Genomic DNA, 21,292 nt, shown 5'->3' with positions numbered 1-21,292 from the left:
ATAGAGAACCGCAGAGGCGCAGAGTACACAAGAGTTGTCGGAGTTCGATTAAATCTGCGTTAAACAAAGACAAAACGAGTATCTGTTGCCAAATTGGTATTGCGGTTTAACCCGTTTTCTACAACAGCAATCAATTCCGTTCCATTGTTGGTGAAAATGCCTACATCCGATTTAACTGACCCTAGTGAGTAATTGTTAGCAACTCCCTTAAGCTGAATCCGATCGCTTGCTTGAAAGTTGAGAATATCGGCATAATCAGTGTTACGGGAACGAGTATAGAAAACTGAAGTGGCATCACCTAAAACGTAAGTATCTGCACCTTGTTCGCCGTTGAGGAGGTCGATTTCGTTTGTGCCACCACCCCAACCAATCAGGCGGTCATTGTCATTGCCCCCAGAAAGTGCATCACTGCCAAGTCCACCTAAGATTGTGTCATTGCCATCGCCACCAAGGAGTACATCTATGCCTCCCTTGCCATCAAGGTAATCATTGCCCGATCCACCGTCGATTAACTCGCTGGTATTAGTGCCGATGACGCGATCGCTCCCAGCCAGAGCATTGACTATGTATTTGTTCAAACCAGTAAGTTCGCTGACAAAGATGATATCGTTGCCAGATGTCGCTTTGTTATTGGCAACAGTTAAGTCAAAGGTGTCGCTAACATTACCGCCATTGCCATCAGCAGCAGTAACTGTGACTGCAAAAATCCCAGTTTGGGAGACAGTACCGGATATCACACCTGTGTTAGCAACGATACTAGAGCCAGTGGGTAAGCCAGTAGCGCTGTAGCTGAGGGTGTCGCCTTGATCTACGTCAGTAAATTTATTGCTGACATTGAAAGAGAAAGCTTTATTCGTAGAGATGATTTGGTCATCAATCGGTTGTACTACCGTGGGGGCATTGTTTGCAGCTAGATTAAACCGAGCTAAACTAGGGTCATGATCGCTATCCTGGTCAGCAAACTCGGAGTTGATGTGAACGACATCATACCCATCCAGCTTACTGAGCAAATTTTTACTCACTAAAACGTGGTCAAGTGTTTGGGCGTTGCCTTCAAAGTTGTAAGTGTAACGCTCGTTTGCAGGTAGGGTTTCAATTAGAGAAGTCAGTCCAGCGCTTTCTAAAATGCTGACGGGGTTGGAGAACTCAAAGTCATTTAAATCACCCGCTACTACTACATTGGCATTGGGATTAATCGCTAAAATACTTTGAACAAAGTTTTTCACTACCGTAGCTTGTTGCTGACGCTGCACTTCACTAGTGAGGGTTGGCGGTTGATTTGGCCCGTATAGAGGTTGGTCGCCACCTTTAGAATTAAAGTGGTTGCCAATTATATAAACAGTTCTCCCGTTGAAAGTAAATTCACCAACTAACGGCTTACGACTGCTAGTAAAGGCGGAGTTGGTGGGGTCAATTAAACCAGGACTATTAGAAACTGTAGGAACACCAGAAACGTTAGTGACTGTGGTGTTGGAGGTGGAAGTACCGCCGGGGCGATCTACAAAGCTGACACGATTGGGATTAAACAAGAAACCCACTCGGATATTTCCACCAGGTTCACCGCCATTAGTATCGTCTACTGGGTTGATTTGGCGATATTGATATGTAGGGCCACCAGCTGCTGCGATCGCATTAATTAATGTTTGGAAGGTAACGCTAGCATCAACTACACTATCATTCGTCGGCCCGTTATTGTCCTGAATTTCTTCGAGACTAATGATATCTGGTGATTTTAGGTTATTAACAATGCGGCTAGCAAGGTTGTTAAATTTGGTTGCACCATCGCCGGGGTCAAGGTTTTCGACGTTGAAGGTAGCAACTGTTAATTGGTCAGTGGTGGGAGTTAAATTAGTAACTTCCTTAGTCAGCGTATTAGAAGTCACGCTTACCGAAGTTGGCAGAACTTCGTAGTTGCTGAAACTATAATCAACTACACCTGTAATTGTGCTGAAAGTAGCACCAACGTTAACCTGGGGTGAGCTACCAGAGGTAAACAAAGTATCATCAATTTGGATACGCTCTGGATTAAAATCATTGGGACTAATCACGACACCACCGCGTGCTGTGCGTCCGGTGGCATTAGCGCCATTATCTGCCAGTAACCAAATCTCCCCAAAAGAATTAGTCGGACTAACTGCTACAGGATTATTTATCTGTACTCGCATTGCTTCTAAACTTTCGTAGAAATCAATGCCATCTTGGGCGGGGTCAAAGGTGGTTGTTCCAGTTTCGATATTACCAGTCGTGTCGTTGTCGATTACCGACGTTGGGATAGTTCTACCGCCATTACCCAAAATCGTGGCAGTTGGTAAAGCATTACCACTGGAAAGTTTGGCAATTGTGGGGCTAATAATTTCAGTGGTAGTCAGGTTGGCGCTGGTAGCACCACCAGGACGAAACTCGCTCACCGTACCGCCGACTAGTACAGAGTCACCCACTTGCACAGTTGGTGCTGATGAGGTAAAAACAAAAATACCTTCAGAAGTGCGATCGTCGCTATCGGGGTTCGGGTCTTGCAAATAGAAGCCATTAGATTTTATAACTGTGACAATTCCCGCGACATCAGCGACTTTTTGCCCGTTTAATGGAGAGATGTGAGATGCACCTTGGATGTCGTGAATCCGAGGAGTCAGGACTACAGCGCCGAGTGTAATACTATCGGTGCGGAACTTTTTGAAGTTGTTCTCTGATAAATCTTTGGCTGCTGTACCGTCGTTGTAGAGAACGCTGTTGCCATCATCACTGACGAATTGAATTTGAGACGTATTGGTTAAGTTATCAGGGATGGTAATAATTCCTTCCGGGTTGAAGCTGGCAGGAAATGTTGCTGCACGTAATTGCGGAGCGCTGTTGGGGTTGCCATCCCAAGTGTAGAGGCGGAAATCGTTGGGGGCTGCTCCTGCATCTCCTGCTGGGCCAGCAATAATCACGTACTGGTTATTGGCATTCTTGCGAATTTCTCGAATACCTCGACCACCTAAATCCAATTCGATGGGAGCGCCAAATTGTGCCGAGCCTTTTGTACCACCACTGCTAGCTGATATCAGACTTGCGAAGTTGGTGACGGGAACGATGAGTGCATTGGAGCGTCCAGAGGGGGGAACTTGGGGTGCGCGGAAGGCGATATAGGCTGTGGTGTTGTCGGGGGCAATTTCCAAGCCTTCAATGTTATAGCCGTTTGATTGCTTTGACCCGACATTAGTTGCAGCGCTAGCAGCCAATCCGTAGTAATTTGCTCCCTTCCCGTGACCATTATTGACATCCCAGTTAATGATGTCTTCCTTTAAAAAGTCGTAGCGACCAACATAACTGAGTGTAGTAGATGCTCCCGTACCAGTAATGTCTGTGGCAAAAATGCGATCGCGGTTAGGGCGATTTTTCCCATCATCGCTATTGCTTTGCGATCCTAGCCAGAAAATGCGTAGTTTACCGCCGTAGGCATCGCCTACTTTGGTAGAAGCTTCGAGATCCACTTCTCGTAACACGCCAGAACCATCAGTCTGTGTCAGTCCTAGAGAACTTGTAAAATCAAAGCCAGTTACCGGCAGTCCCGACTTGCTGGAATCGTAGAGGTGCAAAACTTGATTTTCGTCATCCGCTTCTAAGAAAAATGTCCCGCCCACGGGGATAGCTGTAGAAGCATCACTCGTACCCGTTAAAAATTGAGTTGTCGCAGTACCATCATTCGCCGATGCTGCGTAGGCGATCGCATAATTAGCAGTACTAGCACCATCACTGACGCTGACTGTAATATTAGCATTACCAACACCTACAGGATTAATTTTCAGATTGCGGCTGACTCCAGTCCCAGTGAGGGTTAGATTCCCGTTAGGAACCACTGCGGCATTACTGCTTGTAACTGTGACGGTCAAATTTTCTACAGGGGTATCGGAGTCAGCGATCGTAAAGTTTACGCCCAGTGTCTTGGCCGGATCGTTGGCATTACCAATCACGCCGCTAATTGCCCCCGTCCCTGTAGTGGACACACCGTTAGCATCTAACAAATCTGTGGTGCTGGCTGTGTCTAGTTGAATAGTTGGCGCTTGTCCCACCACTACATCATTATCAGTAATAGTGATGTTTTGAGTAGTAGTACTGCCGAGGCTGATACCAGGGGAAGGGTTGCTGATGGTTAAAGTAGCGGTTTCTGTACCTTCAATCACAGTATCATCGACAACGGTGAAGGTGATAGAACCTGCGGTTTGTCCATCAAGAATTGCGATCGCAGTGTTGCTGAGGTTGTAATCTGCTGCTGTGATACCAGTTCCAGTTACACCTAAGCTAACTGTTTGATTACCAGAAACAGCACTAGAAGCAGTAGCGGTGACAGTAATTTGCGTTGTACCTGCTTCAGTTCCTGAGTTAGTGCTGACGGATAAGTTTACTGTGGGATTTCCACTGGCGATCGCAAAGTTTGTAGTATTCGGAACTGTCGTAGTATAGTCACCATTAACGGTATCGACTGTCCAATTGCTGACGTTGTTAACAAGCAGTTTGTAGTTTGCAAAACTGGATTCTCCACTGCGTGCGCCATTGTATACACCGTAATCAGCGCTACTATTGAGCAAAATTGAATTAGTCCCAATAGTTAAACCCGCAGCAGTTAAATCAGTTGTTCCTTGCGTATTAGTATCATTTGATATACCTGACAAGAATACAGTCGGACTATTGGCATTAGTGCCGAGATAAGCATAAACAGTATCACCAGATGCACTCAGACCGTAGTTAGAACTGCCAGAAACGCTAACCCGACTAAATGTACCGATTGATGCTGCTAAATTAGTAGCATTGTCTATTGCGCTGAAGCGAATTACAGTACCAGCAGTAATTGTATTAGCTCCTGAGTTCCACTGAAAATAAGACTCTCCAGTGTTAAAAGCTGTAAGGCTGGTAGCTTCGTTATCAGTAAAGTAAATGATAGTATTCGGGTCTATATCTACAAACGTGACAATAGACCAGCCATCTTCGTCGGCATTGAAAGAGATAAAAGCAATATCGCCTTGTGTCAAAGCCATTAATAATGTCTCCTTTAAGTTATTTTGTGTTATTTGAGAATCAGCTAAAAAGCCAGTATTCAGAAATAATTTGCAACCGGAATCAAGTCATATTGACAATCGCAATATCACTATCAAAAAAATTATTTTTTAGTCAAACAAGCTACTTTTTTTACTAGTGTTAATCTATATTCAGCAAACTCAAGTTATCTCAGTAACGTTAAGAAACAGCTAGCAAAAGGTTAAAAAAACAAATATTTGGTATAGAGTTGGGCATCTGTCTGCCCATAAAACAATACGCTTGGATTAAGCATTTTTCTCTCCCCCTGCCTACCTCAACAGATTATTTTCTTAACTGAACTGTATTAGCCCATAAAAAAGGCGGACAAGATGCCCGCCCCACAAAAGTAGTTGGATATTTTTTATTTGAAAGTCATTTTGTATTAAAAACCACCATTGCTTAACGGAAATTACCAGGATTTAGACGAGCACCGTTAGGCTGAGACTGACGACGAATTGCAACTCCCTTCCGTAAATTATTTCCAGTACCGCCATCTTGGCGATCGAGGAAAGGTTTTAAATTAATCCCACTTCTAGATGAACTAACCCGATTATTACCATTGCCGAGAAGTGTACGTCCTAAATTATATATTTCGTTGCCTCCACTACTGCGATCGCCATAGGTGTTAACGGCGATAGTCTGTTGTCCACTCTCAGCAGTAGTCAAGTTCTGAAAAATGCTATTGCGGATAACGTAGGGATCTTTCCCACGCGGGACTGTCAGCACAATTCTACAGGTTGGATTAGTTTCAGTTGTGACGCAGACAATATTTTCGTTATTTTCTACGGCTGTCTGGAGTTCTTGTAAACCATCTGGGCGATACTGTTCCAAGCGACTGGCAATTGCTGTACAACGCCTTTGTGCATCCCAACCACCGCCCAAAGCCGCAGGCGCTGCCCAAGGAAAGAATTGCCCTGGTTGACTTTGTGGCTGATACATAACAGTGTACTGACCATTGTAACTCTGACAGGTAAACCGAGTTGTACCGTCAGCTGAGGGTGAAGTTGGTATACCTGTCGATGTGTCTATTGGAACAGGCGCTGATGTGCCGCCTGATGGTACTGTTGGTACTACTACACCATCGCCATTGCCAGTAGAATCATATTGCGCCATTGCTGCCGAATTGCTCAGACACATAGATAAACCAAGAATACCCAAAGACATAAATCGCAGCATTTGTGATGACATAAATCATCCTCCAGTAGAACTAAGTAGGGAATCGATAGTTTAAGTGACGAATAATTCTGGCTTTTGATTCAGCAAAAACCTATTTTTTTTCCTCTCTTGCTTTTTTCTCTGCAAATAGCTTTTTCACGCGTACTTGAATTGTTTTATGATGTCCACTCCTGCGTATGCGTAACGGTTGTAAGACTTATTTGCTTAAACTAAGTAAAATAATTGAAAATTTTATTTGTATATGCTAAGGCAAATTATTTGGATCGATACCTTGAGATTGCAAATAGGCAATTAGCCGTTCTTTTTGCTGGCGTTCCTGTTCGGCACGCTGGCGTTCCTGTTCAATTTGTTCCACTGCCCAAAGCAACAAATTACCTGCCTTATCCCACCAGCGCAACCAGTAACCAGTTCTGGCTTCTTTTGTTCCTTGCCAAGTTCCCAGAAATAAACCCATTGAATCAATCCAATGACGACCATTTTCATCAGGTTGCTTTAACTCGTAGCGCCTGTTTTCGAGTTGGTAAAATTCTAATAAACCACCATTTTGGTCAAAAATTATGTAAATTGGAATTTGAAGAATCTGCTCGTAAAAAAACCATTTTCCTGGTGGATAGGTTCGCTTAAAAGAGTATTCTCCACCCTCAATGTCAGATAGAAATTCCATGACAATTGCCGGAATATCTCCATCTAAATTGGGTGTATAGCTTTTGCGTTCTCCTAAAACCTGATTTACGGATGGCACATAAACCCAGTCGGGTGCTTTAGCAATAAATTGACCGTTTATTGTTGCACAAAGTCCAAAATTTGAGGCTATCAACATCTGTGGTCGGATGAAACCACTTATCTCAAGGCTTTCGCGCAAAGCACCAGCCAATAGTGGCTGACCTGTATTTTCCACTGGTTCATCCTCTAGGTGAAAATCTGCGGGTAATGCTTCCCAAGATATTACCAGTTCTGTTGAAGATTTAGCTTCACCGAGTTGGGTTGACATAAAAAACCCTTTTATTGATTTGTCTTTATTTTATGGCTGACCAGTGGTTTGTTGCTGACGGGGCGACAAAAAAAGCTAGGATGCAGAAAAAATAAGTTTCATAGCCCTTTGACTCCGTTGATAATACTTACGCTGATTGCGACTCAATTAATTATGGTTGTGAATTATTTTAGAGATTTGTGCTGAGATATTAGACTTCTTGGCATTTGTCGGGAAAAGGGTAAGGGGAAAGGGGGAAAGGTTTGTTATTTTCCCTTTTCCCTTTAACATGAGTCCCTTTTCCCACCTCTTGCAAAAGTTCTTTTTGCAAGAGGTCTATTGGTCATCAATGTTGGGTTTTGCTCCTCAACTCAACCTATAGGCTAATGCACTTGTTTGACAATATAATACACTCGCCGTTTGGGATGGATAAAACACAAAAAACCCCGACTAATTTAGCCGGGGTAAAGTCGAGAAGTGAGATTAACGATGAGATACTGCGATACCGAAATCAAAAAATCTTAGCTAACACTAAAACCAACCAAAACTAAAGCGGTGACGATTAAAGTTGCAAAAAGACTCTGTAAAACGTATTTACGTTGTTCCCAAATTGCCGGGTACTCAGCGTAGTACATCTTGGGTTCTGCTGCGTAGTTGTTGAGAATTCCGTCTTCGTTAGTGGTGGTGTACATAGTTTTTTCTTTTCTTTGTTTTGTTATCTTATGTAACTAAATATAACGATTTTGTTACAAATAGTCAATAGGACTTGACAAATAAAGATTGATGTTATCTATAAAATTAACTTATCAACATACTACCTACTGCTGTTTGGGATATGTAAAACACAAAAAACCCCGGCGAAACTAACCGGGGTAGCAGAGAGAAGTATGAATGACAATGAGATACAGCGATATTGAAATCAAAAAATCTTAGCTAACACTAAAACCAACCAAAACTAAAGCGGTGACGATTAAAGTTGCAAAAACACTTTGGAAAACGTATTTACGTTGTTCCCAAATTGCCGGGTACTCAGCGTAGTACATCTTGGGTTCTGCTGCGTAGTTGTTGAGGATGCCGTCTTCGTTAGTGGTGGTATACATAGTTTTCTTTTTTTTGTTTTGTTATCTTATGTAAATAAATATAACAATTTTGTTACATACTGTCAATAGGACTTGACAAATAAAGACTGATGTTATTTATAAAATTGACTTATCAGCGATCGCCCTACACCTCCACTTGAGCCAACTGAGGCGGATACAATTTGGCAACAGTCTTTGCCAGTTGGGATTTTGACTCTATCGTTATGAACATTCGTGAATGGAAGTCACACCGCAATCAAACAGTGCGTCAGAAAACCAAAAAGATTAATTAACGAGAGATTGACGAAATCGATGTAGCATCTTTCCAATTCTCTGCTTTCGATGCGTGTACAAAATTTGTAGTATCCCCTTGACATGATGTAGAGTTTATACTACAAATGTAGTATAGAAAGAAAAGCCTCCTCAAAAGGCAAAACTAAAACCTCTCAGAAGCTTGACAATTGCATAGATGCCACTTTTGGGGCCGCGATTGGTGTTCGACTGCTCCGAAGCCAACAAACGGACGGTTGCAGGATTCGGGTTCGATTCCCGACGGCTCCACCAAACTTGACTACGGTTGAAGTTGTGTAGACGCTTCCTTCGCAAGATTGAGAGCATCGCAATCGTGCTTTCCTTGGGTCTGTAGCTCTAACGGTAGAGTTCCCAGATGTCACTTGTGCCCTGACAGAAAAAGCTTACATACTTGCTCAATGGTAGAGCGATCGTCTCTAAAACGATAAGTTGCAGGTTCAATTCCTGCGGTGTAACCACAGCTTTTTCAACTTGCACGAGGTGTGAGTGTAACTCTCACAGGGAGGGTATCGGTTCAATCCCGATCAGATCCATTAATATCAATTCGTAATTACAACAAGAGGTGATTGCAATGGTTCATATTCGATTTGAAGGACGTTCTGTTGATGTGCCAAAAACCCAATTGGGAATTGCAGCAGGGATGAATGATGTAGCAGTGAAGGAACGGGTTGCTCGGCATTTAGATGTAAATAGCGATCGCCTTTCTGCTTACGTAATCGATCGCCGTCCTAGTGGCGATTTGATCGTTCGCCCTGAAGCTGTCTATGGTTAACTTTCCAAGTCACCCGTGCCCCAACACAAGAAGCATACATACACATTCATAACGGCCCTAAGGTAGTAAAGTTCGAGCGATCGCACTAAGCGAAGCATGATTTCTAAGTCTCTTGCAGATTTAGCGTGCGTGCCCACTGCCAATATTTGGTAAGAGCGGCCGTAGCTGTAAAAAGCTTTTTGAACTTGCACGGAGTGATTTAAGACTCAATTCCGCGCCCTAACTTGTGAAGTCTACACACACTCCGGCAACGGAATGCAGGTTCGATTCCTGCCGCTCCCGCTAATGGGAGCGTAGCCAAACTGGTAAAGGCGATTGTAAAAACTGCTTTGCTAACTTGTGCGGAATTTCAATTATTTGAATTGTATTTATCTATAACCTTTACTCAATACGGAGGTGAGTTCAATGATGTTAGCTAACTCATGTTTAATAACAACTCAATTAGTACAACTGAATTTAAACAACATGAGATATGAGCGAACATCGTTTGAGCGAGATTGTGATTGAGCGTCCTCGCGGTGGGAGGAGAATTAGCCTCAAAAAGGTGACTGGCTTTAAGAAGCAATTATACAAAATCACCCAGGATGCAATTCAGGATGGATTGTTGAATCCCTACTTGATTAAACCAATAAATAAATCTAAGTATCTTTCAGACCATCTCGGCCCTCTGCGTCGATTTTTGCGATCGCAAGTCGGACAGCCTTGGAATGACGTTTACAGCCAACTGTGTCAACGATTAGATCCCAATACAATGGCAGGACAGCATGTTATCGATCATGTATGGGACTACGTTGAACGCCATGTGGAAATAATTGATGGTGATTTTTATAGCAAGCCTTATCAAGGGTATCGAAATCAGCTAGATGTAAGCTATCGTGATCGCTTCTATATCCATCCTGAAACCGGAATTCTTTGTGCAGTCGAGAAAGTACCTCGAAAGCAGAAGCAAAAGCAAGAACAAACCGATATTCTCATCATTGATAATTATCATGAATACCAGAAGCTAAATGAGATTTGGTATTTAATTACCTTTGAAGATTTGCCATTGCCACCAACTCATTATGTGACGGATGCTGTCAAAGGTATAATTCATCGTTCTGTGGCATATACAGGTCGAATGATTTACGCTGTTAGTAAAAAGCAGTGTAACAAGAAAGAAATCCGATTTATTTTAAATCAACTTTCTAAAATCTAAAATTTTCACTTCGTGCCCTAACTGAAAAAGCTTACATACTAGCCGAATGGTAAGGCACTTGACTTAAGATCAAGCAACTACGGGTTCAAATCCCGTGTGTGAATCAACAGCTTTTTCGACTTGCACGAGGTGATTTTATTTCATTTAAATATGGAGGTGAGAACGATGAAAAAGATTAATTCTTTCAACATCGAGCCTGAAGATTTCGACGATTTCTGCTTTTGAATCATCGAGCAAACGTCGTCGTGGCTACCCATCTGAAAAAGCTGTTAAACGTGGCAATCGCCTTGTTCATGGCGATAAGGAACTACAGGAAAAGCTTGGTAACAATGACCTTTGTCTTTGTGGTTCTGGTCGCTGCTTTCAAGAAGTGCTGTCGCAATAGCGGCAGATATGATGGCAGCTTACGCAGCTACTACTTTTAGGGAGTAAGAGCAAATTCGATAATTTTCCGCTCATTACCCAGTCCCTAATCCTTAGTCCCTTTTACTTGGCAGTTGTTGCCGCGCCCTGATCGCAGAAGCTTACATAATTTTGCACAAATTATACACAATGCTTCTACAACTTGCGCGGTGACTCGATCGCCCCGCGTGCAACATCTGCCTCCTCATCCATCACAACTAGAGGAGGTTCATAATGAATACCGCAGAACGTGACCTGCGTTTGGAAATGCTCAACAGTTTGCTAACAACTCCTCACCGCAAACTTGAGCAAGTCGCAGAAATTCATCAGTTAATTGTTGAACTCGATCCCATCTTCTACGGACACCTGGCAGTTTGGTATCAGCGTCATGGAGATGTCCGCGACCACAAAGAGGTGTTTATTGCTCATTTGTTAACCAGCAATTTGACTGAACACCGAGATGCTGGATTTATGATGCTGCAAGAGTTTCCGCCTTATCAGGTGGCTCGTGTGGTGGACTTCATGAAGCAGCAGCAAAATAAGCTGCCTCGTTCCGCTCGGACTGCGGTACGGCGTTACTTAAAGACACGGGAGAGCAATCCGGCTCTGTTCGATCGCGCCGCTTTGCGAGGTCGTAAGGCAATGAAGCACTTATATGCTTCACTGCACATCAAGCCAAATGAACGGGCAAATGCGATTTTGTTTGGCGATACTCCTCCAGAGGGTTCTTTAGCAAATGTGCTGAAGCAGCTTGCTAAGGCAGAAAATGCCGCAGAACAGGCACGGCTGATTGTGGAGTTCAAAATTCCCTACGTGATCGCAGTTGGTACAATCAAGCAACTTACACCTGTTGTCTTGGTGGCGTTAATCAACAGCATGTCTCCTCAAGAAGCGATCAACAACCTCAAGTCTCTCCAGACGAGAGGTGCAATGGATCATCCAGAAGTTAAGAAGTTGATTGATTCCAAACTAGAAGCAGCGTCTAAGAGTACCCGTGTCTCAGCATTCAAAGCACAGGTTGCCACAGACGCAGGAGATTTTGATGCAGACACGGTTGCTCAACTGGAAAAGGTGACTAACGAACAGGTAAAGCGGCGTGGTGCGATCGCTCGTCCAACTGCTTTATTAGTAGACAAATCTGGTTCAATGGAAAATGCGATCGCCATCGGTAAGCAACTCGCTGCCCTAATCTCTGGTATCACTAAGGCAGAACTATTTGTCTACGCCTTTGACACCATTCCTTACGCTATTACGGCAAAGGGCAAGGAGTTAAGCGACTGGGAACGCGCCTTCCAGCACATTAAGGCAGGCGGTGGTACTAGCATCGGCTGTGCATTGGAAGCAATGCGGAAGAAAAAGCAGGTAGTTGACCAGATAATTTTGGTGACGGATGAGGGTGAAAATGCGGCTCCTTACTTCGGTGAAGTCTACAAGAACTACTGCCGTGAGTTGGCGATAATGCCCAATGTAGTGATTGTCCGTGTAGGTGGTCATTACGACTGGGTGGAGACACAATTGAAGCAGCAGCAAGCACCTGTAGATATGTTCACTTTTGCAGGTGACTACTACAGTTTGCCGAATATCGTCCCACTCCTGACGCGCCCCTCTCGTCTGGATTTACTGATGGAGATTTTGGATATGCCGTTGCCTGTGCGAGATGATAAGTAGAGTGTATCGGGGTGCGTCATACTTACTTCTAACGCATCCTGATATTATCTCACTTCACGTCTATAGATTTTCCAATCCCTTCATTTTTCAAGAAAACACTAGCTTGAGCAATCTGCCCGTAGTAACCCAAACTCAGGGTGCGCCATACATACAAAGTTGAAACAATACCTATTCCAAAAGCTAAAGCACTAAAGATAGAAAGACTTAATCGTAAACTAAAGCGCATTAGTGATAATTGAGACCAAACAAAAATAAGAGTACTAATGGCTAAAATAAAGCAATTTATACTCCATGCACGGACAATTCGTATCCTGCTCCTATCATATTCAAGCCGATTTATGATATTGATTGTTGCATAAGTGTAAACGTATATTCTTGCACTCTCAGATTCTTCCTTGTTAATAAATTTCTGTCTGCGAAGTCTCTTATCCCACTTGCCGTAAAGTAGAAAAGCGAGGTAATCAACGACTATACCCAGTACATAAACCACAGATAAAACGGGAATGAGTGCGACTAAAGCTGTAGTTTCTTTCCAAGGAATCCATGTATAACCAAATATACTCAATAATAAGATAATTAGCCAAATTGCTGCTCCTGTACCAATAACAATAAGTTCTACAAATAGAGCAGTTGTATTCATTACGAATCCTTCTGATAAAATGTCTCTCACACAAGTTTAGGATAAGACAATAACAGTGTCTTAATCCACTATGTGCATAGTGAGCTGCATTATTAAAATTACTACTGACTGGCTATACTTAGTCTATTTTGATGCCTTTTACTACTTACGTTAAAACGGTTGATTTAACAAATTTCCTGATCGCAAACAAGAGTCACATCGAAAAAGAAATAATTTGATCGCTCAACCCAATGAGGTAATACTGATGAGTGACATGAAAAATGCGTATAAATTAACAGCGATCGCTCTACTCCAAAATCTCTCTTTTCATCTCTTCCAATATTATGTAGTATGTTGTATTATATTAATATCCTGCGTGCCCCAACTCTTGGAGCCTACATACTAGTACGAGAGGAAAAGTAACACTGTCAAATACAGTGGGCGTGTGTGAACGGGGAGTGCGAAGAACCTGGGAGGTAGGCTTAAAAGTAGCCATCCTTGAAAAAGTGTGTAACAACTCACCAGTGGAGTCCCTCTAGTAACTGAGAACACGCAATGCTCCACCAACTTGCACGCAGAATTATATTAATTCGTAATTCGTAATTAAGAAAGTCAGATTTTATAGGGTTGCATTGGTAGCCTTATTTTTGAAAATTGGTATTAGTTATGACTAACATACTTAAGCTAATCAACCAAATTGCGATCGCAGAAGCACAATTATCTGCTACCCAATTCCTTGCACCCTGCGTCAAGGGTGGACGAGTTCGCACAAAGGTATCTGGGATGGTTTACACCTTCAGCCCAAAGCCTAGTAAATTTGAAGGTTGGGGCATCTTTCAGCCTGTGGATCAAAAAACCGCAACGGTTGTAGAAGAAGCAGACTTACCCCAGATTACAGAATATCTGCAACACTTTCCCCAAATACGACTGCGGTTAGCACACCAACTGCAAAAACAAACCTGGTTAGCATACCCTGTAAATGAAGCAGATATGCGTCAACGGTTGAAGGTAGTTAAGCCGATCGCAGTCCACTTAGTTACCGAGGGTATCGCCTTTGAGCAAATCATTGCCCGATGGAACGGACAGTCTTGTTGGTTCGAGGAAGTAGATCGCCGAACCGATCCGGTAATTGTTGAAACTCTGCAATCTACCATCAAACAACTCATTCCGGCTGAAGAATTACAGTTTAAAGGTATTACTCCAGAAATCCGCACAGTGTATGAATTAGCAACTCGGCGCATTGAGGGATTTACTCAACCCCAACAGGATGAAAAGCGATTGAAAAAGGCATTGCAAATGGGCGGCGGTACCTTAAATCAATTCCACGATCGCAACGATTATTGGACAGTCGATTGGACAACTGCTGATGGTGTTCGCCATAGTAGTGCGATCGCTAAAACTGATTTGACTGTTATCAGTTCTGGTATTTGCTTGAGTGGACGCGATCGCGATTTTGACTTGCAATCCTTAGTAGCTGTCATAGAACAACAAGAGTAGTTAATTACGAATTACGAATTATTATGAGTGTCTTTTTTCACGAACAGCTTTACCGCAGCAATGCTGTGATGGCAAAACTAAAAAATTATCCTGTAACCATTTGTGGCGCTGGAGCATTAGGAGCTAACATTGCAGAAAATTTAGCTCGCTCTGGTTTTGATAAACTTACAGTGATAGATCGCGATCGCATTGAAGAACGCAATCTTTCAACTCAGCCTTACTACCGTTCTGATGTGGGAGCGTTCAAAGCGAAAATCTTGGCAAACAATTTATATCGAGCAATTGGTACTAAAGTTGATGCCAAAACAAAGGAGTTGACACCAGCAAATACAACTCAGCTACTCAAAGATAGCCAGTTAATTGTCGATGTTTTTGACAATAGTGTGGCACGTCAAGCAGTGAAAGATTATGCTGACCAATTAAGCATACCTTGTCTTCATGTTGGACTATCGGCTGATTATGCAGAAGTGATTTGGAATGACGTTTACCGCGTTCCTTCCGAGGTTAATGATGATGTCTGTGATTATCCGTTGACGCGAAACCTGGTGATGTTAACCGTTGCTGTGGCGTGTGAAGCGATCGTTTCATTCATTGCCACAGCAGAACAGCGTAACTTCAGTATCACCCAGAAGGATCTAACTGTTCAATCTCTATTTTTGTAGATTGCGTGGATGCTTGTGATTTTAACAATAAATTGACCAAAAAGTGACTCGTAATATTATGTCCGCTTGATTACTTATTAAATCCGAAGAATTCCACCCCACTAAAACTGCGCTTTGTCTCCCCTCTCGAAAAGCGGGGAGGGGTTGGGGGTGGGGTGCAATGAATGTGGGAATCATAACTAATATATGCGGACATGATATACTTGACCATCAGCAACGTCGTGCTATGAATCAAATTGTGACTTAAAGGATAAGACTGCCGTAATTTAGCGTGGGGAAATCATCGCAAGCTTATCACTTGTATATGTGAAGGGCGATCGCCTCCGGCGGACGGGTACGCCATCACATTCCAATTTTTACTATATACTGATTTCTGGCTTAATCTTCTCCTAAAAAGTGCCCTAGAAGTTACTTCTTTACCCGTAAACGTACACCTCCAGGTGGGGCAAATACTATACCTCGACGTACTGGTTTAAGCGGCACTTGATCGAGTAATTCCAACGAATATTGTGAGAGGATAGTTGCCAACACTAGTTTCATTTCAAACAGTGCAAATGTCATACCTAAACAGCGACGATTACCGCCGCCAAAGGGTAAAAATTCATAAGGAGAAAACTGACGTTCTAGAAAACGTTCTGGCTGAAAACGCTGAGGTTCTAGGTAAATATCTGGACGATGATGAGTTAAATAAATGCAAGGAGATATCATTATCCCTTTTGGTAAATCGTAACCCATAAATTTCATGGGAGCTTTGAGAATGCGGGGAAAACTGAAGAAAGCCACTGGAGTAATTCGCAACGTTTCTGAACAGACAGCATTTAAATAAGGTAGTTGCGTAATTGTTGTGGGATCTGCATGAGCTAGATCGAGAGAATTCAATTCAAGTAGTAGTTTTTCGCAGACTTCTGGAACGTAATGAATCCAATATAATGCCCAAGCTAAAGAAATAGCTGTGGTTTCATGTCCAGCAAATAGCATGGTCATAAGCTCGTCGCGTAATTCGACATCGCTCATGGGTTGACCTTGTTCATCACGTGCAGACATTAACAAGCTAAGAATATCTTCACCGTATTCAGCTTGATGACGGCGTTCATGGATTTCTTGATAAATCAGTTCATCAAGCTGCTGTCTGCGTCTGATAAACTTGCCCCAAGGACTCCACGCACCTAAATCTCTTTGCAACGACTTAAAAAACAAAAAAATCGCACTTAAAGGTGTATTAAAGGTATCCAACATCTCAGTTAAGATGTGCTTGATTTGTTGGTAACGTTCTCCTTCCTTTAATCCGAAAACAGCTCGTAAAATTACCTGTAGAGAAATATCCTGCATACTCGCACGGGCGATAAACGGTTTGCCAATACTCCACTGGCTAGTGACCTGAACTGTAATTTCCCTGATTAACTCACCATAAGCTCGCATCCTTTCGCCATGAAACGTAGGCATTAATAGTTTACGCTGCTGCAAATGGCGATCGCCATCTAGCAAAATTACCGAATTAGCCCCTACTAAGGGCTGAATTATCTCATTTCCTGATCCGGAATCAAATAACTGAGAATCCGCCGTGAAAAGTGCTTGAATGGCTTGAGGATTACTAATAAGTATTTGTGTAGGAAAGCTAGCAAACTTAGAGGTAAATATATCACCATAGCGTCGTTGTGTTTCTTCTAGTATCTCGATTGGTTGTAAAATCACCTTTATGGTTCGCCACCAGTTATATCTGCGGTTGCCATCTGGTAGTTTAGTAACATTTTGCTCAGATAGATTTTCTTTTAAGGTAATCATTAGTTATTATCCGTGAGTTTGTTGTATTTGTTGCCGTTTTTGTATACTTATTGCCATCTGTAACATTTGCGATTCAAAACTTGCGTTTCATCCTTACCGTTGCCATATCCTGTCTTAATAATAGCGAGAGTTGCCAGCGCTTTGTAGGGTGTCTATCACCTGCGGCCCTCGACTGTTGAGACAGGGGCAAATTTGGCTGAAGCCGGATGTGGAAGGATTTAAAGATCCTGGTGTTTTAGGTACTGGTGCAAGAACTGCGATCGGGTTTCCTGCTGATGGTAAAAAGCTATTTTTAATCAATTTCGATAGTGGATTAACTTTACAACAAGAAGCGTAAGCAATGAAATCTTTCGGCTGTCACGAAGCAATGAATTTAGATGGTGGTGCATCGAAAGCCTTGGCTGCTAACGGTAAAATTTTAGTCCCTGCTGGACGCCCACTAACTAATGTGATTGTTGTTTATGATGGTAAGAATCCTGCACCTGCTGCTTTACAACAGTCATGGGTAAGGTTTCAAAAAGGCGATCGCCCCATAATGCCTGGTGGTTAAAAGCTTTTAATTGAGAGTGCTAGAGTGCGATCGCCTTTACTAATCAATTAATGCTTTTTGTCCTCAGCTTAATCAATCATAGGAGTTGGTGTCTTGAAATAGTTAACTTTAATGTTTGCATTTGAGGAAAATCGCGCTTAATAATGTCGATAGCTTTTCTTTGGCTCTCTTGATTTTTAACGATCAGTTGTGCAGTGCCATCGCCCTGAGAACCTACACCTTTCCCTCCGAAGATATAAGGCTCAAGAGGCTCGTGATGGAGAAGGAGATGCAGCTTTTTTGCAGTTAATTGATCGGGACAAGCCGGAACTACGTGCCGATCAAATTCAGCTTGGGCTTTTGTCATTAAAGCTCCAAGAAGTTGGGCATTTCCAAGTTGTATTGCTTCAACTGCTGCCTGGGTAATTTCAGAGCTAATAGAACCAAAATATTTTTGGACATTTTGGTGAATTTCATTAGTAGCGAAAGGATAACAATGATTCAATCGTCTTAGTATTTCTTGTGTGTTTTTACTGCCGCCGAGTTCGACAATCACAAAAAATAAATCTTCACTAATTTTCAGCTCGATCAAGTCAATTTTGTCACCATCAAATATCATCAATATTGGGCGATTTCCATAGGCACAAGCCTGATCCATTCGGCCGCAAAGACTAGGAGTGATTCTTTCTCCGAGATAGGCAAACTCCATTTCTTCACGAATTGTCATCTTCAAGTCATACAGACGATTAAAAGCCCTTGCAATCAGAACGCAAAAGGCAGCACTTGAAGATAATCCCTTTTGGATGGGTAAGTCGGTTAGATAATTATCAACCTCAAGTCCGCCGACAGGATAGTGAGTCAGAATTTGATAAGCTGTACCAGCAGCATAACTAAAAAAACCCCCCTGAAGCGCCATACACTTTAGGGTATTAGATTCCATAGGTAATCTCAACGGCCCATAAGCTCTGCCATCATTGAGAGAAGCACAAATAATTAACTCACTAGAATTAGGCTTGACATCGGCATAAATTCCTTGATTAGTACCAACAATTAAGGTGTAGCCCTTTCCGATATCAGGATTAATCCTGCGATATTCTCCTGCCCAATCGCTATGTTCTCCAAACAAACAAAGACGGCCTGGAACAAAAATTCTCATTTTAAGTTTCCTGTTGTTAATCGGGGTATATGCTATCCTGATTAATTTGAATCAACAAGTGACTACGAAATTGATTACAAATTCTTAAAGCAACTTTAAAAAGGTTCCTATTTTATGGGGCAATACGCTTGAGTTAAGCATTTTTATCTCCCCCTGCAACGCCAGCCCGCCTGCCTCAACAGTTTTATGAGGTGCGGTTGCTGTTAACTTTGCTGGCGGGTGTAAGTCCGTGGTGTGCGATTGGTTGGTAGTATAATATCATCCATTTTATTCAACTAAGCGAGGCTTTATGTAATCTGTACTCTTACCCATTTTAATACCTTGGGATCTTTATCATAGTGATAGATAACGCCGTTTCTAGTAGTAATAGACTCACCTTTGCTTGCCTTACTTCTAATAGTAGTAATGGAATAGGAAGTTAAGGCATTTATTTCTTTATGAGTAAGATTTTCGCTTGTGCTGATTTCTGACTCATTTTGAGTATCTTGAGAAGAATCATCTATTTTGATTTGAGTATTTGCGGTAGGTTGATTAATACTTAGTTTTTGATTTTGATAATCCTGAACAGTCACAAGCTGCCAACTAGAATCTTGTGCGAGTTCTAAAACCCATTGATGATAATTAAAAAGACTCTCACGATGTCCAACACTGATAAAAGTTGTTTTTGTTTCTTGTAATTGTTGATATAAATTACCTTCGTTTTTCAAATCCAAAGCACTCGTTGCTTCATCTAAGATAGTGAAGCTTGGATGAGTAACTAACAATCGTGCAAAAGCAAGGCGTTGTTGTTCTCCCAAGGATAGGATATTCTCCCAGGGGACTTCTGCATCAAAGCCGCCAACTTTTTTCACCAAATTTTGCAGGTTAACTTCTTGCAAAACATTTTTGAGCTCTTGATCGCTGACTTGACGAGTTGTCTGCGGATAAAGTAGTTGTTCGCGTAAAGTTCCCAAAATAATATAGGGACGTTGAGGTAAAAACAAAACTTGTTCCAGAGGAGGTCGTAGCAGACGACCCGTTCCCGCATTCCACAAACCAGCGATCGCTCTCAACAGAGAACTTTTTCCTCGTCCACTAGGGCCGACAATCAATAAGCCTTCTCCTGGTTGAACAGAAAGTGATAAATTTTCAACGATCACCTGTTCATAGTTTGGCGTTTGTAAGGTGACATTCTCGAAAGCTAAACGGTTTTCTTCTATTGTTTTAATAGTACTGACATTCTCAGGTTGTTTGGTAACTGCTTCTAACGCATCTGAAAACTCAGATAAACGCTCAACATAACTAGAAAATCGTCCAGAAGTCCCAAATTCTTTAATTAATGTTGCCATAGCATTGGCAAACTGATTACAAGCTACACTGGCTTGAACAACTTCTCCGAAATCAGCTTGACCGCTCATATATATAGGTGCGAGTACCAGATATGGGAATATTTGAATAGCAGACTTATATGCTCCGTCAAAAAGCTCTTGATTGTTCTCCCAATTAATCTTGCGTTCGACATTTCTCAGGAGATTAATAAATCTTCGTTGAATTATATTATATTCTTGCCTTTCTCCCTGAAAAAAAGCTATTGATTCAGCGTGATTACGAACATGAGTCAGAGAATAACTGTATTCTGCTTTTAGTTCTAATTCTTCTTGATTAATTTTATTCAATTGTTGACCTAAGTAAATAGCAATCAAGTTGCCTACGATTGTATAAACAACCAAAACAGTTGTAATAAATTGGGAAATTGACCAAAGAATTACTAAAAAAGTCGTCATTTCCAGCACTTTTTCTAAAAAAGTAGCTGAAAAACTCAAAGCATTGCTGGTAATGGGTTCTATTTCTTGGGATATTCGTTGATCTGGGTTATCAACATCGGATCTAAAGTTTATTTTATAATAAGCACGATTGCTCAAATATTTTGATAATGTATGATTATTTAACCATTTGTACCAATCAAGAGCGATTTTATTTCTAACAAGTTTAGAAAATCCGTTTAAGAGTGTTATGCAGACAAGAGCAGCAGCGAAAACTACTATTGTATTAATAAAGTTAGGATAATCTTTTTCTTCAATAACATCGGTTATATAGCGAGTAACGAAGCTATTAAAGGCAGTTACACCCACTAGCGTGATTATTAATAAAATCAGGAGAATCAGCATTCCCCATATCCGAATCACGTCTGAAAATAATCTTTCCTCGGACTCTGTTGGATACCAATAAGGCTGAACGATCGCTCTTACATTCTCCCAAAAATTATTAGAAGCCGGAGGAGAAGGATCTTTTTTTAAGGATTGACCGCGAGAAACTTTGGTTTGCATATTCTAAAATAAGCTGAACATCTTTTTTGGATTGAATGACAAAAATACTAATACCAATTATTATTAACATCCGCTAAGAGATTGTTTGAAAACTGTTTCGCTGTGACTTTTC

At 41.9% G+C, this 21,292-nt stretch carries 15 protein-coding genes, 2 tRNA genes and 1 pseudogene; 8 read left to right on the top strand and 10 right to left on the bottom strand.

Annotated elements, in window-relative coordinates; genetic code table 11:
* Positions 1-59: 59 nt before the first annotated feature.
* The 5 genes from RMX98_RS10360 to psb34 (RMX98_RS10340) form a co-directional block, all read right to left on the bottom strand.
* Positions 60-5,015, bottom strand: coding sequence for a putative Ig domain-containing protein (locus RMX98_RS10360; RefSeq protein ID WP_322680936.1), 4,956 nt, complete (start codon positions 5,013-5,015; stop codon positions 60-62).
* A gap of 439 nt (positions 5,016-5,454) precedes the next feature.
* Entirely contained in the window at positions 5,455-6,243 is a 789-nt protein-coding gene (locus tag RMX98_RS10355) for a COP23 domain-containing protein (RefSeq protein WP_322680935.1), read from the bottom strand.
* A gap of 232 nt (positions 6,244-6,475) precedes the next feature.
* The gene (locus RMX98_RS10350; RefSeq protein ID WP_322680934.1) at positions 6,476-7,222 is read right to left on the bottom strand and encodes a Uma2 family endonuclease; all 747 of its coding nucleotides are present in this window, start codon (positions 7,220-7,222) and stop codon (positions 6,476-6,478) included.
* Positions 7,223-7,722: 500 nt separating this feature from the next.
* Complete coding sequence (gene psb34 / locus RMX98_RS10345) at positions 7,723-7,893, bottom strand: photosystem II assembly protein Psb34 (protein WP_292736552.1); 171 nt, start codon at positions 7,891-7,893, stop codon at positions 7,723-7,725.
* 237 nt (positions 7,894-8,130) lie between these two features.
* On the bottom strand, positions 8,131-8,301 hold the full coding sequence (gene psb34, locus RMX98_RS10340) for a photosystem II assembly protein Psb34 (protein WP_322680933.1): 171 nt from the start codon (positions 8,299-8,301) through the stop codon (positions 8,131-8,133).
* 459 nt (positions 8,302-8,760) lie between these two features.
* Here psb34 (RMX98_RS10340) and RMX98_RS10335 point away from each other — a divergent pair.
* A tRNA-OTHER gene (locus tag RMX98_RS10335) sits at positions 8,761-8,844 on the top strand.
* 84 nt (positions 8,845-8,928) lie between these two features.
* Here RMX98_RS10335 and RMX98_RS10330 read toward each other — a convergent pair.
* The gene (locus tag RMX98_RS10330; RefSeq protein WP_180277454.1) at positions 8,929-9,069 is read right to left on the bottom strand and encodes a hypothetical protein; all 141 of its coding nucleotides are present in this window, start codon (positions 9,067-9,069) and stop codon (positions 8,929-8,931) included.
* Between the two features lie 94 nt (positions 9,070-9,163).
* Between RMX98_RS10330 and RMX98_RS10325 the strand changes: the two genes are divergently transcribed.
* The 4 genes from RMX98_RS10325 to RMX98_RS10310 all read left to right on the top strand — a co-directional run bounded on the left by RMX98_RS10325 (position 9,164) and on the right by RMX98_RS10310 (position 12,629).
* Positions 9,164-9,364, top strand: a complete 201-nt coding sequence (locus RMX98_RS10325; protein WP_012407952.1) for a hypothetical protein — start codon at positions 9,164-9,166, stop codon at positions 9,362-9,364.
* A 472-nt stretch (positions 9,365-9,836) separates the two neighbouring features.
* Positions 9,837-10,559 carry a hypothetical protein gene (locus RMX98_RS10320; RefSeq protein ID WP_322680932.1) on the top strand — a complete coding sequence of 241 codons (723 nt, stop codon included), beginning with the start codon at positions 9,837-9,839 and terminating at the stop codon, positions 10,557-10,559.
* A 32-nt stretch (positions 10,560-10,591) separates the two neighbouring features.
* Positions 10,592-10,660: transfer RNA gene (locus tag RMX98_RS10315), tRNA-Leu, on the top strand.
* Positions 10,661-11,195: 535 nt separating this feature from the next.
* Positions 11,196-12,629, top strand: a complete 1,434-nt coding sequence (locus RMX98_RS10310) for a vWA domain-containing protein (protein ID WP_322680931.1) — start codon at positions 11,196-11,198, stop codon at positions 12,627-12,629.
* A 49-nt stretch (positions 12,630-12,678) separates the two neighbouring features.
* On the opposite strand, the gene RMX98_RS10305 is transcribed toward RMX98_RS10310, so the two are convergent.
* Complete coding sequence (locus tag RMX98_RS10305; protein ID WP_322680930.1) at positions 12,679-13,269, bottom strand: hypothetical protein; 591 nt, start codon at positions 13,267-13,269, stop codon at positions 12,679-12,681.
* Positions 13,270-13,914: 645 nt separating this feature from the next.
* On the opposite strand from RMX98_RS10305, the gene RMX98_RS10300 reads away from it, so the two are divergent.
* Both RMX98_RS10300 and RMX98_RS10295 read left to right on the top strand, forming a co-directional pair.
* On the top strand, positions 13,915-14,745 hold the full coding sequence (locus RMX98_RS10300; protein ID WP_322680929.1) for a hypothetical protein: 831 nt from the start codon (positions 13,915-13,917) through the stop codon (positions 14,743-14,745).
* Positions 14,746-14,768: 23 nt separating this feature from the next.
* On the top strand, positions 14,769-15,407 hold the full coding sequence (locus RMX98_RS10295; protein ID WP_322680928.1) for a ThiF family adenylyltransferase: 639 nt from the start codon (positions 14,769-14,771) through the stop codon (positions 15,405-15,407).
* 408 nt (positions 15,408-15,815) lie between these two features.
* On the opposite strand, the gene RMX98_RS10290 is transcribed toward RMX98_RS10295, so the two are convergent.
* Entirely contained in the window at positions 15,816-17,189 is a 1,374-nt protein-coding gene (locus RMX98_RS10290) for a cytochrome P450 (protein WP_322680927.1), read from the bottom strand.
* 148 nt (positions 17,190-17,337) lie between these two features.
* On the opposite strand from RMX98_RS10290, the pseudogene RMX98_RS10285 reads away from it, so the two are divergent.
* Positions 17,338-17,739 (top strand): annotated as a pseudogene (locus RMX98_RS10285) (phosphodiester glycosidase family protein).
* Positions 17,740-17,815: 76 nt separating this feature from the next.
* On the opposite strand, the gene RMX98_RS10280 reads toward RMX98_RS10285, so the two are convergent.
* On the bottom strand, positions 17,816-18,874 hold the full coding sequence (locus RMX98_RS10280; RefSeq protein ID WP_322680926.1) for a GHMP kinase: 1,059 nt from the start codon (positions 18,872-18,874) through the stop codon (positions 17,816-17,818).
* A gap of 287 nt (positions 18,875-19,161) precedes the next feature.
* Positions 19,162-21,180 (bottom strand): ABC transporter ATP-binding protein/permease, encoded by a 2,019-nt coding sequence (locus tag RMX98_RS10275; protein WP_322680925.1) that lies wholly within the window; start codon positions 21,178-21,180, stop codon positions 19,162-19,164.
* Positions 21,181-21,292 lie beyond the last annotated feature (112 nt).

The sequence above is a fragment of the Nostoc sp. DedQUE02 genome, from assembly GCF_034531035.1.
Taxonomy (GTDB): Bacteria; Cyanobacteriota; Cyanobacteriia; order Cyanobacteriales; family Nostocaceae; genus Nostoc.
The sequence above is the reverse complement of the archived record's forward strand: the minus strand, read 5'-3'. Positions and strand labels throughout refer to the sequence as shown.